Source organism: Bacillus australimaris (assembly GCF_001307105.1).
GTDB classification, from domain to species: domain Bacteria; phylum Bacillota; class Bacilli; order Bacillales; family Bacillaceae; genus Bacillus; species Bacillus australimaris.
This window is the reverse complement of record NZ_LGYN01000012.1, coordinates 16,626-32,242: the sequence shown is the minus strand read 5'-3', so window position 1 is coordinate 32,242 and position 15,617 is coordinate 16,626. Positions and strand designations below refer to the sequence as shown.

Genomic DNA, 15,617 nt, shown 5'->3' with positions numbered 1-15,617 from the left:
TGAATATATGCCAAGAGAACTAAAAAACGCAAAAATTACACATGTTTCCTACGTAGACAGAGCAGCAAATCAAAAGAAATTCTTTTTGATGAAGGCAAAGAAAAGGCAGCCTGACTTTCAAAAGGAGGTCAGTGTTCTGACAAAGGCAGAAGATGCTCATCGCCTTGTGTATGGTGTCGTGTATGAACCGAATACCCCTGATGCACACCAAGACTTTATGTCAGCTAAAGAAATTGAAAGAGCGGCACATGGTTTTATGAAGGACGCCCGCCATATTGACAAGCAGCATGATTTTCAAGATGGTGTTGGCGAAGTGGTCGAGTCTTACATTGCTCCAGCTGATTTTGAAGTAGGCGGTGAGTGGATTCGAAAAGGATCTTGGGTGCTTGTGACAAAGGCTTCCCAAGAGATTTGGGATCAAATTCAGAAAGGCCATATTACAGGATATTCAATGGCTGGAACGGCGGATATCGTCGCAATAGAAGAACAAGATCAGCTCCTATCTCAAGACACAAATGAGAGAGGGCTTTTTTCTTTGCTGAAAAATTTCTTTTTGAAAGAGGAAGGTGCAAACATGTCACAACAATTTTGGAGCGTTTTAGACCACCTGCTGGAAACCTTACAGTCAAATGATGGTGATGAGGCGGGTGTCAGATCAGCGCTTGAGCAATTGCTGCCAATCGTGCAAGACATTTTGAAGACAGAAGATGTGCTTCAAACGATTGGTGAAAGGCCAGCCTCCGTACAAAAACAAGATGCCGCTTTGACGACGGATCAAGTACGAGAGCTTGAAAAAGCAAAAATGGCCATCGACAACGTCTTACAGCAGGCTGGATTGCAGGAAACAGATCAAACAGGAGAAGAGCCTGTTCAAAAGGTGCTCGAACAAGTAGTTGCACCGATTCGTCATCAGCTCTCTTCCTTAGAGAAATCAACCAGCAGAGAAAATGCAGCGCTTGAGCAAGTGCTTCAGCAGCAACTTTTGCCTATTTCAGAGCGGATTCACATGCTTGAAAAAGCGCGCGGCATGTCAAAACAAACAATCCACGATACACAAAACGACAGGACAAAGCCCATATGGGATGGCTTACTATAAGCCTAAATAAGGAGGAAACAGTGTGAGAAATCAAGAGTTGATTCGCAAGGCCGAAATGACACTTGCCAGCTTAAAAACCGGCGGTCTCATGAACGCAACCCAATCCAACACATTCATTAGAATGATGCAAAACACACCAACCGTTTTAAATGATGCACGTATCATTCCGATGGAAAGTGATTCACAAAAAATCGAAAAAATCGGCTTTGGCCAGCGTATTTTGCGCCCAGCAGAAGAAGGCAAAGCACTTGATGATAAAGACCGTGTTGTCCCAGCGACAAGCACTGTCCAGCTAAATGCGAAAGAGGTCATCGCAGAGATTCATATGACCTACGACAGTATTGAAAACAACATTGAGAAAGACGGAATTCAGCAAACGATTATGCAAATGCTCGCTGAACGAGCAGCGGTCGACATTGAAGAGCTCATCGTCAATGGTGATACGACTTCAGCAGATCCATTTTTAGCTCAAATGGATGGCGTAAGAAAACAAGCGGTATCTCATATTGTAGATGCAAATGGAGCGGAAATTAGCCGCCAAATGTTTAAGCAAGCCTATAAAGCGATGCCATCAAAATATTTACGTGTACCTCAGGATTTCCGTTTCTACACCTCCCCAAGCTTAGAGGTTGAGTGGAAGGATCAAGTAGCAAACCGTCAGACAGGACTCGGAGATGCGGCCATTCAAGGCGGGCTTTCTTCTGCATTCGGTGTGCCAGTCAAAGGTCTTGCCAATATGCAGCCATATGACGAAGCGGGAACAGATGTATCAGATATTTTGCTCACGCATCCTAAAAATATTATCGTAGGTTTTTCTCGCAATATTCGTATTGAGGTAGAAAAAGATATTCGCAGCCGTAAATTTATTATTGTCTTAACAGCGAAGCTGGACAGCAAATTTGAGGAAGAGGATGCTGTAGCAAAAGTGATGAAAGTGAAAGAGTAGGTGACGGCAGACCATGATGATTTCTGCTGAAGAACTGCAAGCCTATTCTGTATTTGATCGTGTGAAAAATCGATCTGTAGAAAGACTGACAGCAGATATTATCGAAGCACAAGCTGCGGTATTTCAGATCGTAGGTCACGATTTCTCAAGCGAAAAATATCAGCCCCTCCCTGAAAAAGCAAGAATCGCATTATTAAAAATGGCCCAATATTTTGCCATGCTGAACGATGACGAATCTATGCTGAAAGGTTTTACGTCAGAAAAAATGGGCGATTATTCATATGCGAAGGCAGCTGATCAAGTGAAAGGCAGACCCTATGTCTATGCTCTGCTTGTTGATTACATTGAACCAACATTGACTAGCGGCAGTGCCAAATTAAAGGTGAGATCATTATGAGCTATCAATCTCTATTAACAGACCGCTGTGATCTTTTTCACCTTGAACATAAGGAGTCTACCAGCGGGAAATTTGGGATTCCAGCTGGTGATTTACAAATGACACTTTCCTATCCCGATGCTCCCAGTCTGACGGATCTAGCTTGTTATGTCATAGAAAAAAACCAGTCACTTGTGCAAGAAGAGCCGAATACAGTCATTTATCAATCCTATCTTGTCCATTTTCCTTTAGCAAGTGATATTCGCTTGCATGACAAAATGGTGTGGAATGGCGTCTCACTCAAATTACAGCAGCCTAAAAAAGTGAAAAATCATCACATTGAAGTGATGGCAGTCAGGAAGGAAAATCTATGAAAATTGATGGACTTGACCGGCTGCTTTCACAGCTGCAGTCAGCGTGTGATGGCGGCTTAAAGGCAGAATATCAAGAGTGGCTAGAGGACATGGGCTTACAGCTTTTAGACATCATTCAAGATGAATTAATCAAGGAGAATGCTGTTGATACAGGCCGGCTTCTAAGCTCCTTTAAGCAAGGTGACAAGGAGAATCAATTTCTCATTTCAAGAGGCGGTCTCACACTTGAAGTGGGGACGCAGCTTGAATATGCCTCCTATGTCAATGATGGACATGCCGCTTCTTCAAATGGAGAGCGAAGATGGGTGCCTGGCAGATGGACTGGCAGCCGCTTTGAATATGATCCGAATGCAAGTACAGGAATGATGCTTGCCTCTCAATGGATTGATGGAAATGGCTACTGGGATCATGCTGTCATGCTCTATGAGCAAATGTTTGAACAGTCGCTGGATCGAAAGCTGCAAAGTTGGTTCGATCGACATTTTGGGAGGTGATGGAATGAATCAAGAAGTCGGGGCAATCATGCATTATATTTACACACACTTTCCTGTGACAATGTATGATCGTCTTTTGCCAGAACGCTTTCAAGTGCCCTCCGTTTATGTGCCGCCAGTCACAGTCATCAGCGGTCCAGATACGGTATCTACCTTTATGAAATCTTATTCGCTGCAAGTGAAAGTCTTTCATATTGATACAGAAAAAGCACATGATGCGGCAGAAACAATCGTTGATGCATTGCTTGCTGATCGTCAAATCATTCAGATGATGAGTGAAGACGGAGAGGTGCTTGATGATTATGTCCGCATAAAAAGAGTGGAAACAAGAATGATAGATCAAGGCGTAGCAGCGATTGTCCTGACGTGGGATAGCAGCTATTGGTACAACCGAGACAAACAGGCAAGCCTTGAAGATATCAACTTTTCAGATGGGGTGATCAAACGTGAGCAAGACTAAAAATGCACAGCCCGCTCAAACAGCCGGCGAAGAAAAAGAATTTGGCTTTTCATTTGAAGCCTTAAAGGAGCACAGCAAGGATCTTTTCGGGGTCAAACCAGAAATCCTTGAAGGGGCTCTTTTTTATATCAAACATCAACCAATTACAAAAACAGAAGCGAAAAAGCACATCGATGCTTTTTTGTCCAAGGAGGTTTAAAGGATGAACGGAGGCACTTTTACACCAGGTACAGAGAAAAAGCGTCCTGGCATTTACTTTAATTTTAAAACAACAGCAGAGCAGCGAATTACTTTAGGCGATCGAGGTACGGTGGCACTTCCTCTTGTGATGAGCTGGGGAGAACCAAAAACCTTTATTTCCGTTTCCAATATGGAAGACTTAAATAAGAAGGTTGGACTTAACATTGATGATAAGTCACTTCTTCTTTTCCGTGAAGCAAAGAAAAAAGCGCAAACGGTCTTGCTTTACCGCTTAAATGAAGGGGAGCCGGCCAAAGCTGAAATCGCTGAAAACTTTGTGGTCACAGCAAATTATGGCGGCCAAAAAGGAAATGAGATCACAGTACAAGTGGCAGAAAATGTACTTGATAGCACAAAACGCGATGTTATCACTTATCTTGGAACAGATATGGTGGATAAGCAGATCGTCACTGATGTCAAAGACCTTGTGAAAAACAAATACGTTCAATTTTCTGGTGAAGGTGCAGTCGTCATCACAGCTGGTGTGGCACTAAAAGGCGGGAAAAACGGCGTGGCAAGTGTCGCAGATTATACAGCTTTCCTAGAAGCAGCAGAAACAGAATACTTTGATGTTATTGCACTTCCAGTCAATAATAGTGAGCAATTAAAAGCAACTTTCGCTTCATTTATCGAACGGTTACGTGATAAGCAAGGACGTAAGGTGCAAGGGGTTGTGGCGAATTATGCAGCTGACCAAGAAGGGATCATCAATGTGACAAGCGGTGTTGTACTGGAAGATGGAACAGAACTAACACCTGCTCAAACAACAGCTTGGGTTGCAGGTGCAAGTGCCGGAGCAAACTTCAATCAGTCACTGACCTTTGTTGAATACGAAGGAGCAGTCGATACATTAGAACGCCTTGACAATGATCAAGTTGAATACCGATTATCACAAGGAGAGTTCCTTTTCACCTTTGATGCGAGAGATCGTACCGTGAGTGTTGAAAAAGATATTAACTCCTTGACAAGCTTCACAGTTGAAAAGAATCAGCAAATGGCGAAAAACAAAATCATTCGTGTGCTTGATGCGATCAACAATGATTTAACCGTCGAATTAAAAAATCTGATTAAATTACGCAAAGCCAATGGCACTGACATTCCAGCATCAGATGATGGTGTGCAGCTTGTGAAAACATTGATTACACAGTATCTCACACAACTTCAAGATGGCAGCGGAATTACAGGCTTTAATTCAGAAACAGATATCGTGATCAGTCTTAATGAAGATCGTGATGGATTTATCATCGATTTAGCAGTTCAGCCAGTAGATGCAGCAGAAAAATTCTATTTCAATGTGGAGGTGAAGTAAGATGGCTTTTAAAGCGCAAAATACGATTTCAGGTAAAGAGGGTCGTCTTTTCTTAGAAGGTGAGGAGCTTGCATTTATCAAAACCTTCGAAGCAAACGTGGAGAAAAACAAATCAGAAGTCAACGTAATGGGCCGCCGAATGACTGGTCATAAAACAACGGGGGCAAACGGAACAGGCACGGCAACTTTCTATAAAGTCACGTCACGTTTCGTTCAATTAATGCTCAATTATGTGAAAAAAGGGGAAGATCCATATTTCACTCTTCAAGCTGTACTTGACGATAAATCATCAGGCCGTGGCACTGAGCGTGTGACATTATTTGATGTCAACTTTGATTCAGCTAAAATCGCTGGACTGGATGTGGATTCGGAAGCACTGGAGGAAGAGGTTCCTTTCACGTTTGAAGACTTTGATCTTCCTGAAAAGCTGAAGGATTCTTTTTAATTTAGAAACAACATTACGAATGACTAAAATATAAGTTATTTTTATTTCAGTCCTCGATATGGTATACTTTTTTGTAGTTACAGAAGAGTTATTGTGCAGCTAAAAAAAGATTTGAAATGTTTACATGCAAAGCAATTTGCATAAAATAAAAAGAAGCCAGGATGCGCTAACATCCCGGCAATGTACAATAAGGCCCTTCAAGGGGCTGGCTTTTCGAATAGGTTCTTTAGGTAGACTTCCCTTTAACCTTCCACAGCTCAAGGGGAGTCTATTTTTTGTCTATATACGTCAACAGGGTAATAATAAATGACCCGAATGCAAGCATTAACATAAGCGCTTGAAATGTTGACATGAACATCACCCCCTTCCTATCGGGGATGAGCCAGACACCCTTGAGCAAGCCGTTCAATTGTACAATTAAGATTATACATGAAAAGATTGGAAAGCACATTCAAAAATGGATGTGCTTTTTTGCATTCAAAAAAACTTAACAAAGGGAGTTTTTAAACATGAGCGAAAAACAAACATTTGATCTTTCATTTTTTATGCCAGGACAAACAGTAGAAGCGGAAGAAGTGAAGGTACCGATTTCTAAGCGTTTTGTTGATAAAAAAGGGAATGTCATTCCTTTTGTCTTTAAAGCTATTACAACTGAACGGATTGATGAACTGGAAAAAGAAAACACGACCTTCAAAAATGTCAAAGGCAGAGGACGTGTGAAAGACTTAGACAGTCAGCGCTTCTATGCACGTATTGCGATTGAATCAACGATTTACCCAGATTTCCGCTCAAAGGAATTAAGAGAAGCCTATAGCACACAAGATCCAGTTGAAGTAGCAAAACGTGTCCTGTCAGTCGGCGGTGAATATGCGAACTGGTTAAACAAAGCAATTGAAATCAACGGATTCGAAGATGAAATTGAAGATTTAGAAGAAGCAGCAAAAAACTAATAAAAGATGGGGATAAAGAAGCGGTGTTTTTATATTATGCCATGCACGAACTTCACTACTCCCCATCTGAACTCCTTGAATTATATGAATCATCAAGACCGTTCAAAGCATTCCTATTCGGACTCATCAGCTACAAGCTAGACATGCTAGAAAAAGAAGCAAAGAAAGGAGGTAAATAATTGGCGAAACTCACAGCACGGTTTGAATTAGAAGACCGAGTGTCAAAGAAACTATTACGCATTCAAAAAAGGTTTCAAACGTTTGAGAAGCAGCTCAAACCATTTAGAAAACCAGTGAAAATAAGCCTGGAAATGGATGAAAAGAAGCTGAGAAATCTCACTTTGTCGCTTCGGAAAATTTCAGCTGTTTCCATGAGGCTAGATCAGGGAATCTATCGTGATCTAAATTCATTAAAAAATCAGTTAAATATGTTACCGAATCATATGGTCATATCCATTCAAGCGAAGGGGCTGGATGTCATTAAGTCCAGCATAGATCGATTGAAACAAGTGGGGACAAGCCCCATTATGCTGACGTTTAAACTGAACGATCAATTGTCAGTAAAAATGTCATCGATCAAAAAATCAATCCTTCAGCTCATGAACAGAACCTATTATATGAGATTAAACATGGTTGACCAAGCCACCGCTGCAATTCAACGAATCAAAAAGACGCTCAGAAGCTTGACTATGTCCAAACACGAAATCAGAGTGTCTGTTCAAGACAATGCCAAGAGTAAGCTTAAAAAACGTGATCAGGCAGAGTCTGTTGTGAAAGAAAAAACCATAAAAAAAGAGCCTGAGACTGCTAGTCCGTCAGCTAAAACGGATGAACCTAAACAGAGTTGGCTCCAGAACTTTGCTAATAAAGGATTAAATGAAATCCAAAAATATGCAGGTGATGTTGCAGACAAAGTGAAGGAAAAATTGAGTCCTAGAAAGTTTTGGGATGAAAATGCACTTCCTTGGGTTGAAAATAAAATGGAAGAGTACAAACAAGATGTGATCGGAAGAATTAAAGAGAAGATTAAATTTAATCCTGAAAAAAAACTAGATCAATGGGTGAAGACTGGATTAGATCGTCTCTTAGGAGCAAGTGATCAATCAAGTGAAAATAGCAGTACCACTCCGACACCAACAACAGCACCAACAACAGCACCAACAACAGCACCAACAACAGCACCAACAACAGCACCAACAACAGCACCAACATCTACACCATCTAATTCGGCTCCTAAAACGCAGTCTAAGCCGCGAGGTGGAAAAGGTTTGTTTCGCAGTAGTTGTTGCCCATGTTGTGCAAGAGGTATAAGCAGTCGAGGATCTACTAAAGCGAAAAATGGCCGTTCACCGAGAAGATCAACAAATCCAAATGCCACATCAAGAACCGAAATGAATAGAAGGCCTCCAAGTAAATTAGGGAAACTGAAAACAAATGCAGGTAAGTTATTTGGAAAAATTCCTAGTGGACTAAAGAAAGGTGCGGGTATCGCAGCTTCAGTTGGCGGACTTACGGGGCTAATGAAAGGTGGCAAGGGGCTAGGGGATGCGGTGAAAAATATCGGTAAAGGGAGCGGTAAATTATTAAAGAAAGTACCTATTCTAGGTGGTTTACTGAGTGCAACAAATTTAATCGGTATGAAAAAAGAGAATGCTGGTGAAAAGATCGGTACGACTGGAGGCGGTATCGCCGGCGGGATGGCAGGTGCTGCAGCAGGTGCAGCTATTGGAAGCGTAGTTCCAGGAGTAGGTACAGCCATCGGTGGTCTAGTAGGCGGCATCGCTGGAAGTATGGGTGGCGAATCTATCGGTGAAACGATCGGGAAATGGTTTGATGGCGGCGGATTTGAAAAAATTGGCCAAAAAGCCATTGAAATTAAAGATCAAATTGTCGAAGTCTGGTCAACAGTAGCGACTTGGTTCACAGAAAATGTCTGGACACCATTAAGCAGCACGGTTGTTACAGTAGCATCATCCATCTGGTCAAATCTAGTCAATGCCTGGACGTGGATCCAAGAAACATTCAGTACAGTAGCAGGCTGGTTTATCGAAAACGTCTGGACACCGCTAAGCAGCACAGTCGTTACGGTAGCAACGACCATCTGGTCAAGCCTAGTCAATGCCTGGACGTGGATTCAAGAAACATTCAGTGCAGTAGCAGGGTGGTTTATCGAGAACGTTTGGACGCCGCTAAGCAGCACAGTTGTTACAGTCGCTACAGGGATTTGGACAGCATTATCAAATGCATGGAAAAAAATACAATCAATCTTTGGTGCTGTATCGACATGGTTTATGGAAAATGTGTGGAATCCACTTGTAGATACCGTAGGAACCATTAAAGATGGTATCGGAGAAAAGTTTGAAGAAGCGTATAAAGTAGTGACAGATATATGGGATGGATTATCCAAATGGTTTGAGGACAACATTCAAAAGCCGATTGTAAAAGTAGCAGAAGCTATTGGTGATGGGTTTTCTAAAGCGTTTGGTTGGGTCAAAGATTTGTTTAATAAGGCTAGCGGTGGGGTTGATTTTGTATTGAAACAGGTCTTTGGAGCTCCTGATCAAAAAGCCACAGGCGGCTATATCACTCAGCCAACCTTATCATGGGTCGGAGAAGCTGGTAACGAATTTGTTATTCCAACTCAAAATAACCGAGGACGCGGAAAGATGCTGCTTGCACAGGCTGCTTCTCATCTTGGAATGTCTGTTATGCCAAGCGGAGTAGCTGGAAATCAAGTATCAAGCTCTCCAGCTCCTACAGCAGTAGCTTCATCATCTTCTGTCGGTTCAATAGACGGTTCGGTCTCGATGACTGGGAACATTCAAGCCTCCAGCATAGGGGAGCAATTTAATAAGGATTTTGAACAAGGATTAAATCAAAAAGTGATTACACTTGATCAATGGAAACAAAAGAATATTCAGCAGCCTTTTGGTCAATTGACAACTGACTCAGGAAAATATGGTCAACAAACGGTTTCTGCCTTTGCGAATGGTCAGAAAATGACACCAACAGGAACAGATAGCTTTTTGCAAAGCCGTGTAAAAGCACCATACCAACAAGTGATGACAACATCGCCAAATTGGGGTACTGGGACGGTTAGTGGTTTTGCAGCAGGTCAAAATGCTACATCAACTGGCACAAACCTGTACGTAGATCAACATATCAAACAACCTTTCCTGCAAGCAAAACAAGAATCACCAGGCTGGGGTTCAGGAATGATTGACGCCTTTAACAGCGGCATGCGTTCGAAAGCAAGTGAAGTCAGGCAGGCCGCCAAAGAAATGGCGAAGAAAGTAGAGCAGGCGTTTAGAGAGGAATTAGACATTCACTCCCCTTCACGCGTCATGATGAGTCTTGGGAAATTTGCATCAATCGGTGTCGTCAAAGGGCTTGATTCAGTTGACGTGAAAAAATTCGCAGAGAATCAAGCCGGTTCATTAATCGGAGCATTTAGCGGGATGGGGGCTTCAGGTCTTAGTGTTCAGCAATGGCTCATGGCAGCTCTGATGGCAACTGGCACATCGATGAGCTGGCTTCCAGGTCTGATGACAATCGCTCAGCACGAATCAAATGGAAATCCGAGAGCGATCAACTTATGGGATTCCAACGCCAAAAAGGGAACACCTTCTAAAGGCTTAATGCAAACCATTGGGCCAACGTTTAACTCCAATAAAGGCAAGGGCATGAATGACATTTGGAACCCAATTCATAATGCTGTTGCGGCCATTAACTACATTAAGGGCAGATATGGAACAGTCTTTAACACGCCTGGATTGAGAAGTATGAGAAGAGGCGGTCCTTATAAAGGCTACGCAAATGGAGGACTGATTACTCAGGAGCAGGTTGCTAGAGTTGGTGAAGGAAACAAACGTGAATGGATAATTCCCGAAGAAAGAGGCATTCGCGGAAGGTATTTATTGACGCAGGCAGCCAAGGCGCTTGGGATGCAAGTATATGATCCATCAAATGCATCTGCTCCTTTACCAGAAGCACAGATGCAGCAAGTCACCTCAGCTCAGTCTGCTGGCAATACAACATCGTCAGGTAATAAACAAATCACAATTCAATTCAATGGCGATCAGCATTTCCATAATGGACAAGATCAGCAATCGCTTGTCGAAAAAATTAAACAAATGCTTATAGATGAATTGGAAGTAGAGCTTCATACAGGAACGAAGGGGGTCGTGATCGATGGGTAAATCAGTATATCAATTGTGGATTTCCCAAGGAAAGGACAAGTTGCGATTCCCTGTCCTTCCATCCGAACTCGAAATCACAAATAACGTACAAAATGAAACAGTGAAGGTTGCCTCTTTTGGAGAACTGACCTTTATTGACGTACCATCGGCGAAACAAGTATCATTCACCTCATTATTTCCTAAGAAATATTCGCCGATTGCTGAATATAAAAGCATTCCATCACCAGAGAATGCGATAGCGAAAATTGAAAGAATGATGCGTTCAAAGAAATCCGTACGGTTGATTGTAACTGGAACGAAAATCAATATGACGTGCAGCATTGAAAGCTTTACCCACAAGGAAGGGTCATATGATATTGGAGATCGTGAATTTACGATCGAGTTAAAAGAATATAAAACCGCATCGCCTAGAAAAATCAAACGAAAGAAAAAAGCAAAACAAACCAAAAAGAAAAGGCCATCAAAAACACCACCAAAATTGTACACTGTCAAAAAAGGTGATACCTTGTGGGCCATTTCAGGCCGATTTTATGGTGACAGTACGAAATGGCGGCGTATTTGGAATGCCAATAAAGCAGCGATGATTAAACGAAGCAAACGCAATATTAAGCAGCCGGGGCATTGGATTTTCCCAGGGCAAAAATTAAAAATACCACAATAGGGGGGCTGGCATTGATTGAGCTTTTTGCCATCAGAAGCGGCACCATGTATGAGCTTGTCACAGAGAGTGTGACACTTCAGGGGCAAAGGTATCAAGCCCCTCGCTCTATTCAGGCAAATATTATCACAAAGCAAGGCAGTCAAACGTATTACCGTGTCTCAGAAGGAGACACGGTTCTTTTTAAATGGAAAGGAAAAGAGCTGTTTAGAGGCATCGTTTTTTCCCGGACGCCTGTTGAAGGAAAGCTGACCTTTACCGCATACGATATGCTTCAATATTTGGTGAAAAACCAAGATGTCTATGTTTTTTCAAATCAAAGAGCAGATCAAATCTTGAGGCGAATTGGGACCGACTTTCAGATTCCAATGACCTCCATCGCCAATACAGGGCATGTCATAAAATCACTAGTGTTTAAAAATGATACGAGTTTGTATGACATTATATTGAAAGCATTGAAAGAAACGAAGAGGCAAACGGGAAGAAACTATCAAATCTATTCTGCCAAAGGCAAGATGGGGCTGAGAGCTTGGCCTGATCCAGAGGACGTATGGGTCATTGAATCAGGCGTCAATCTCGTTAGCTATCAATACAGCACCTCGATTGAAGAGACAGCCACTCGTGTGAAGATGCGTACATCTGCTGATGAACAAGGGAAGAATAAGAAAAAAGGCAGTAAATCAGAGATTGTGGTGATCGAACAAGATAAAGCAGGCCAAAGTAAATACGGTATTTTACAGCATGTTGAGACGGTCACGGGGCAAATCAACCAGCCACAGCTACAAAAAAGAGCTAAAGTACGGCTGGCAGAGAAAAAAGGCGTCAAACAAGAAGTCAAAAGTATTCAAGCGCTAGGAATTCCTGAGCTGCAAAGCGGTCTCCCAATCTATTTGAAAATTCCTGAAATCAACGTCAAAAAAACCTACTGGATCGATCAAGACAAACATGAATTTAGTGGGGTAAAACACACCATGACCATTGATGTCGTTGAGAAAAATTCCATGCCAAAGGGTGATCAAGCGTGAAATTGAGTGAAGCGATTAAACGATTGGCTGTGAATGCAGTAGATGCAGCATCTCCAATTGATCTTCTCATAGGAGAAGTCACGGCGGTCTCCCCTCTGAGCATCCGATTAAATGAAAATCATAAGCTGACCATTCCAGAAGAATTACTGATTTGGCCGAAGCGCTTAAATAAGGGTGAAGAAGATGGGCTGAAAAGGGGAGACAGTATTATGGTGCTCGCAATGGCAGGAGGGCAGTCCTTCTACATCATCGACAAATTGTAAGGGAGGTGATGAACGTGGCACTTTCACCAGAGGAAGAAATCGAGGAAATAGAAGAAGATGAAGAGGTCGAAACCTCGACGACGTATCGAATAGATTTTGAAACTGGCAGACTGACAGGCGAAACCATTTCAGGTATTGAGGCAATCCAGCAATTTATTTATATGACCTTGAGGACAGAGCGGTATGCCCATCCGATCTACAGTCATGACATTGGCACTGAAATCCAAGAGCTATTGACGGATACAGAAGCCACGGATGAATACAAAGAAATGGAGATTCCAAGGCTGCTAGAGGAAGCACTGCTCGTTGACGAGCGGATTGATCATATTGAAGAGTTAGAAGTCACAAAACAAAATGACTCGTTTCATGTCAAACTAGCTATTGTCACAGACGAGGGCACATTAGAAATAGAGGAGGTGATGGAGGGAGATGTTTGAGGAACAAACGTATGAAGCATTGATGGAAAGAATGATGGACAGACTGCCAGATGACATAGATAAAAGAGAAAACAGTGTGATTTGGAATGCCTTGGCACCTGCTGCTGCTGAATTGGCGCAGTCCTATATTTGGCTTGATCAAGTGTTTGAGCTGGTCTTTGCAGATACAGCACAAGGAGAATTTCTAGATCGGCGGGCTGCAGAAGTAGGGATTGAAAGAAAACCAGCCACTAGAGCAGTTTGGTCAGTGGCCATTCAGCCAGAGAACGTCAACATCCCAGCTGGTTCACGCTTTTTTATTGAAGATGTTTATTTCCAATATTCGAATGATGGCACGCTAGAATGTGAGACGCCTGGTAAAGCCGGAAATGGTCAATTAACAGACCAGCCGCTGCTGTCACTTGATACAATTCCAGGTCTTGAATCGATGACGATGAAAGAACTGGTGATCCCAGGTCAAGAGGAAGAGGATGACGCTTCTTTATATGATCGATATTTAATACGTGCGAGGCGAGAGGCTGTCAGTGCCAACAGGGCGCATTATAAGAAATGGGCTGAGGAAGTGACTGGTGTTGGCAGAGCGAAGGTGTTCCCGCTTTGGAACGGAGAAGGGACGGTCAAAATTGTCATCACAGACGGCAATTTAGACGTTGCATCCGATCTTCTTGTCAAAAGGGTGCAGGAATATATCGACCCAGAGCCAGGTGAAGGAGAAGGACAAGCGCCTATAGGTTCAAAAGCAACTGTTGAAAGCGCCAAATGGCTGGATATCGACATAGAAGTGGCTGTCGAACTTCAAATGGACTGGACCCTTGAAGGAGCTCAGAAAGAAATAGAAGAAAAGGTTAAAGCGCTGTTGAAATCAATCGCATTTGAAAAGAGTACCATTCGAATGTCAGCCTTAAACGATATTCTGTATCATTCAGAAAGTGTGTCAGATTATGCAAATGTGTTATTGAATGGAGAGTCGAAAAACTTAGTATTACAGGACATTGAGATTCCGCGTCTGAGGCAGGTGAAGGTTATTGAGCAAACAGGATGAATTGAAAAATTACTTGCCGCCATATTTTACAGAAATTTATGAAGTAGATCACCTGCTCAAGACAGAAGCACCTGAATTTGAGCAATTGGATGAATCCATTTTCGACTTAACGGATCAGTTCTTTCCTTTAACAGCGACATGGGGTTTGAATAGATGGGAAAGAATGCTCAAGGTGCAGCGGGAATCAGATGATTCAATTGAACTGCGCAGAGCACGCTTACTCAATATGATGTCGAATATTCCGCCAATCACATATCTTTCATTAGAGAAATCAGTGAATCGATTTCTCAAGAATCCAAGTGCCATCATCCGGCTCACAACAAATCGCTATCACTTCGCCTTACGTGTGAACCTAGATGATCTGCAAAACACGAGATATATTGTAGAAATTCTTGAAACGTTAAAGCCTGCTCACTTGGCTTATACGTTCACTGCTTTTCATCATACTGATGTACATGAAAAAAATGAACATCATCAAAGGCTCACACTGCGAAGCAGAGTGGGTTTTTTCGATCATATTCCGATTTTACTCAATGGTGAGTTTGTATTAAATGGTACGTTCTATCTCAGCGGAACACGAGGTACAACGGATGTACCTGTTCGTTTTCGGCATTCGTTGAAGATGAGAATGCCGCTTCAGCATAAGTCAGAAACAGCATATCGGATGAATTATGTCATAACTGGAGCGGTACATGAAACGAAGCAAAAAGCGGCGCTGACTTTACGCACCAAGAACCAGCTTTCGCATCACACCAAGAAGAAGATGACTTTCCGCCTGCCAGTACATGTCCAAACTGAACAGAGTGGCAGCTTACTGATCAAGGATCATTACTGGATTCTCGATGGATCTGTTCCGCTGGATGGATCAAAAATGCTAGCAGCAACTTCTAAAAAAATAGAGCTATAAGGAGGATCACAATGGCTGATCAATTAACCGTAACAACACTGTATGCACGACAACAAATGGCAAAGGCAAGAGCAGAAGGAACAAAACTCACAAAAGTCGTCAAAATGGCATTTGGAAATGGGGGAACGAAGGATGGAAAACCGCTCTCTCTCGACGGCACCGAACAAGCACTTAAAAAGGAACTGGTCCAAAAAAATATTGATTCATTTACCTTCATGGAGCCAGCAAAAATCCGCTATACCTGCACGATCGCCGAAGGAGAACTTGCAGGAGAAGTCATCAACGAACTAGCACTGGTCGACGAAGACGGCAAATTCACCGCCATCCGCACTATGACAGACAAACAAAAAGACGGCGACATCGAATTCGTTTTTGAGATTGATGATATTTATTAAT

20 protein-coding genes are annotated in these 15,617 nt (G+C 42.5%); 19 read left to right on the top strand and 1 reads right to left on the bottom strand.

The window, feature by feature from the left end:
- Positions 1-7 precede the first annotated feature (7 nt).
- From AKG37_RS06795 to AKG37_RS06755, 9 genes are read left to right on the top strand one after another with little or no spacing between them, the layout of a single operon-like run.
- Complete coding sequence (locus tag AKG37_RS06795) at positions 8-1,096, top strand: XkdF-like putative serine protease domain-containing protein (protein ID WP_060698120.1); 1,089 nt, start codon at positions 8-10, stop codon at positions 1,094-1,096.
- 22 nt (positions 1,097-1,118) lie between these two features.
- Complete coding sequence (locus AKG37_RS06790) at positions 1,119-2,042, top strand: phage major capsid protein (RefSeq protein WP_060698119.1); 924 nt, start codon at positions 1,119-1,121, stop codon at positions 2,040-2,042.
- A gap of 13 nt (positions 2,043-2,055) precedes the next feature.
- A complete protein-coding gene (gene yqbG, locus AKG37_RS06785; protein ID WP_060698118.1) occupies positions 2,056-2,439 on the top strand; it encodes a protein YqbG in 384 nt (127 codons plus the stop codon).
- Positions 2,436-2,792 carry a YqbH/XkdH family protein gene (locus AKG37_RS06780; protein WP_060698117.1) on the top strand — a complete coding sequence of 119 codons (357 nt, stop codon included), beginning with the start codon at positions 2,436-2,438 and terminating at the stop codon, positions 2,790-2,792. Before yqbG ends, AKG37_RS06780 begins: the two co-directional genes overlap by 4 nt.
- Positions 2,789-3,286: an HK97 gp10 family phage protein gene (locus AKG37_RS06775; RefSeq protein WP_060698116.1), complete on the top strand. Its 498-nt coding sequence runs from the start codon at positions 2,789-2,791 to the stop codon at positions 3,284-3,286. The genes AKG37_RS06780 and AKG37_RS06775 overlap by 4 nt, the downstream gene beginning before the upstream one ends.
- A 4-nt stretch (positions 3,287-3,290) precedes the next feature.
- Entirely contained in the window at positions 3,291-3,746 is a 456-nt protein-coding gene (locus AKG37_RS06770) for a phage tail terminator family protein (RefSeq protein WP_039180991.1), read from the top strand.
- Entirely contained in the window at positions 3,733-3,945 is a 213-nt protein-coding gene (locus AKG37_RS06765; RefSeq protein ID WP_024425900.1) for a YqzN/YkzM domain-containing protein, read from the top strand. The genes AKG37_RS06770 and AKG37_RS06765 overlap by 14 nt, the downstream gene beginning before the upstream one ends.
- 3 nt (positions 3,946-3,948) lie before the next feature.
- On the top strand, positions 3,949-5,295 hold the full coding sequence (locus AKG37_RS06760; protein WP_060698115.1) for a phage tail sheath family protein: 1,347 nt from the start codon (positions 3,949-3,951) through the stop codon (positions 5,293-5,295).
- Between the two features lies 1 nt (position 5,296).
- Positions 5,297-5,740: a phage tail tube protein gene (locus tag AKG37_RS06755; RefSeq protein ID WP_060698114.1), complete on the top strand. Its 444-nt coding sequence runs from the start codon at positions 5,297-5,299 to the stop codon at positions 5,738-5,740.
- Positions 5,741-6,008: 268 nt separating this feature from the next.
- Here AKG37_RS06755 and AKG37_RS18830 read toward each other — a convergent pair whose 3' ends face one another.
- A complete protein-coding gene (locus AKG37_RS18830; RefSeq protein WP_160316319.1) occupies positions 6,009-6,098 on the bottom strand; it encodes a putative holin-like toxin in 90 nt (29 codons plus the stop codon).
- 151 nt (positions 6,099-6,249) lie between these two features.
- On the opposite strand from AKG37_RS18830, the gene AKG37_RS06750 reads away from it, so the two are divergent.
- The 10 genes from AKG37_RS06750 to AKG37_RS06710 are packed head-to-tail and all read left to right on the top strand — an operon-like array spanning position 6,250 to position 15,616.
- Complete coding sequence (locus tag AKG37_RS06750; RefSeq protein WP_012011040.1) at positions 6,250-6,690, top strand: phage tail assembly chaperone; 441 nt, start codon at positions 6,250-6,252, stop codon at positions 6,688-6,690.
- Positions 6,691-6,731: 41 nt separating this feature from the next.
- Positions 6,732-6,869: a hypothetical protein gene (locus tag AKG37_RS18825; protein ID WP_149865075.1), complete on the top strand. Its 138-nt coding sequence runs from the start codon at positions 6,732-6,734 to the stop codon at positions 6,867-6,869.
- Positions 6,870-10,889 carry a transglycosylase SLT domain-containing protein gene (locus AKG37_RS06745; protein ID WP_060698113.1) on the top strand — a complete coding sequence of 1,340 codons (4,020 nt, stop codon included), beginning with the start codon at positions 6,870-6,872 and terminating at the stop codon, positions 10,887-10,889.
- Positions 10,882-11,550 carry a LysM peptidoglycan-binding domain-containing protein gene (locus AKG37_RS06740; RefSeq protein ID WP_025094222.1) on the top strand — a complete coding sequence of 223 codons (669 nt, stop codon included), beginning with the start codon at positions 10,882-10,884 and terminating at the stop codon, positions 11,548-11,550. The genes AKG37_RS06745 and AKG37_RS06740 overlap by 8 nt, the downstream gene beginning before the upstream one ends.
- 11 nt (positions 11,551-11,561) lie before the next feature.
- Positions 11,562-12,572, top strand: a complete 1,011-nt coding sequence (locus AKG37_RS06735; RefSeq protein ID WP_060698112.1) for an XkdQ/YqbQ family protein — start codon at positions 11,562-11,564, stop codon at positions 12,570-12,572.
- Complete coding sequence (locus AKG37_RS06730; protein ID WP_060698111.1) at positions 12,569-12,835, top strand: DUF2577 family protein; 267 nt, start codon at positions 12,569-12,571, stop codon at positions 12,833-12,835. Before AKG37_RS06735 ends, AKG37_RS06730 begins: the two co-directional genes overlap by 4 nt.
- Before the next feature lie 14 nt (positions 12,836-12,849).
- Complete coding sequence (locus AKG37_RS06725) at positions 12,850-13,272, top strand: DUF2634 domain-containing protein (protein WP_060698110.1); 423 nt, start codon at positions 12,850-12,852, stop codon at positions 13,270-13,272.
- A complete protein-coding gene (locus tag AKG37_RS06720) occupies positions 13,265-14,314 on the top strand; it encodes a baseplate J/gp47 family protein (protein ID WP_060698109.1) in 1,050 nt (349 codons plus the stop codon). Before AKG37_RS06725 ends, AKG37_RS06720 begins: the two co-directional genes overlap by 8 nt.
- Positions 14,298-15,221, top strand: a complete 924-nt coding sequence (locus tag AKG37_RS06715) for a YmfQ family protein (RefSeq protein WP_060698108.1) — start codon at positions 14,298-14,300, stop codon at positions 15,219-15,221. Before AKG37_RS06720 ends, AKG37_RS06715 begins: the two co-directional genes overlap by 17 nt.
- 11 nt (positions 15,222-15,232) lie before the next feature.
- Positions 15,233-15,616 carry a phage tail-collar fiber domain-containing protein gene (locus tag AKG37_RS06710; RefSeq protein WP_060698107.1) on the top strand — a complete coding sequence of 128 codons (384 nt, stop codon included), beginning with the start codon at positions 15,233-15,235 and terminating at the stop codon, positions 15,614-15,616.
- Position 15,617 lies beyond the last annotated feature (1 nt).

Excerpts from the sequence above, each read along its gene's own strand:
- AKG37_RS18830 (WP_160316319.1), bottom strand. The coding sequence starts at position 6,098 with ATGTTCATGTCAACATTTCAAGCGCTTATGTTAATGCTTGCATTCGGG.
- AKG37_RS06770 (WP_039180991.1), top strand. The coding sequence starts at position 3,291 with ATGAATCAAGAAGTCGGGGCAATCATGCATTATATTTACACACACTTT.
- AKG37_RS06780 (WP_060698117.1), top strand. The coding sequence starts at position 2,436 with ATGAGCTATCAATCTCTATTAACAGACCGCTGTGATCTTTTTCACCTT.
- AKG37_RS18825 (WP_149865075.1), top strand. The coding sequence starts at position 6,732 with ATGCACGAACTTCACTACTCCCCATCTGAACTCCTTGAATTATATGAA.
- AKG37_RS06755 (WP_060698114.1), top strand. The coding sequence starts at position 5,297 with ATGGCTTTTAAAGCGCAAAATACGATTTCAGGTAAAGAGGGTCGTCTT.
- yqbG (WP_060698118.1), top strand. The coding sequence starts at position 2,056 with ATGATGATTTCTGCTGAAGAACTGCAAGCCTATTCTGTATTTGATCGT.
- AKG37_RS06740 (WP_025094222.1), top strand. The coding sequence starts at position 10,882 with ATGGGTAAATCAGTATATCAATTGTGGATTTCCCAAGGAAAGGACAAG.
- AKG37_RS06750 (WP_012011040.1), top strand. The coding sequence starts at position 6,250 with ATGAGCGAAAAACAAACATTTGATCTTTCATTTTTTATGCCAGGACAA.
- AKG37_RS06795 (WP_060698120.1), top strand. The coding sequence starts at position 8 with ATGCCAAGAGAACTAAAAAACGCAAAAATTACACATGTTTCCTACGTA.
- AKG37_RS06775 (WP_060698116.1), top strand. The coding sequence starts at position 2,789 with ATGAAAATTGATGGACTTGACCGGCTGCTTTCACAGCTGCAGTCAGCG.
- AKG37_RS06710 (WP_060698107.1), top strand. The coding sequence starts at position 15,233 with ATGGCTGATCAATTAACCGTAACAACACTGTATGCACGACAACAAATG.
- AKG37_RS06720 (WP_060698109.1), top strand. The coding sequence starts at position 13,265 with ATGTTTGAGGAACAAACGTATGAAGCATTGATGGAAAGAATGATGGAC.
- AKG37_RS06760 (WP_060698115.1), top strand. The coding sequence starts at position 3,949 with ATGAACGGAGGCACTTTTACACCAGGTACAGAGAAAAAGCGTCCTGGC.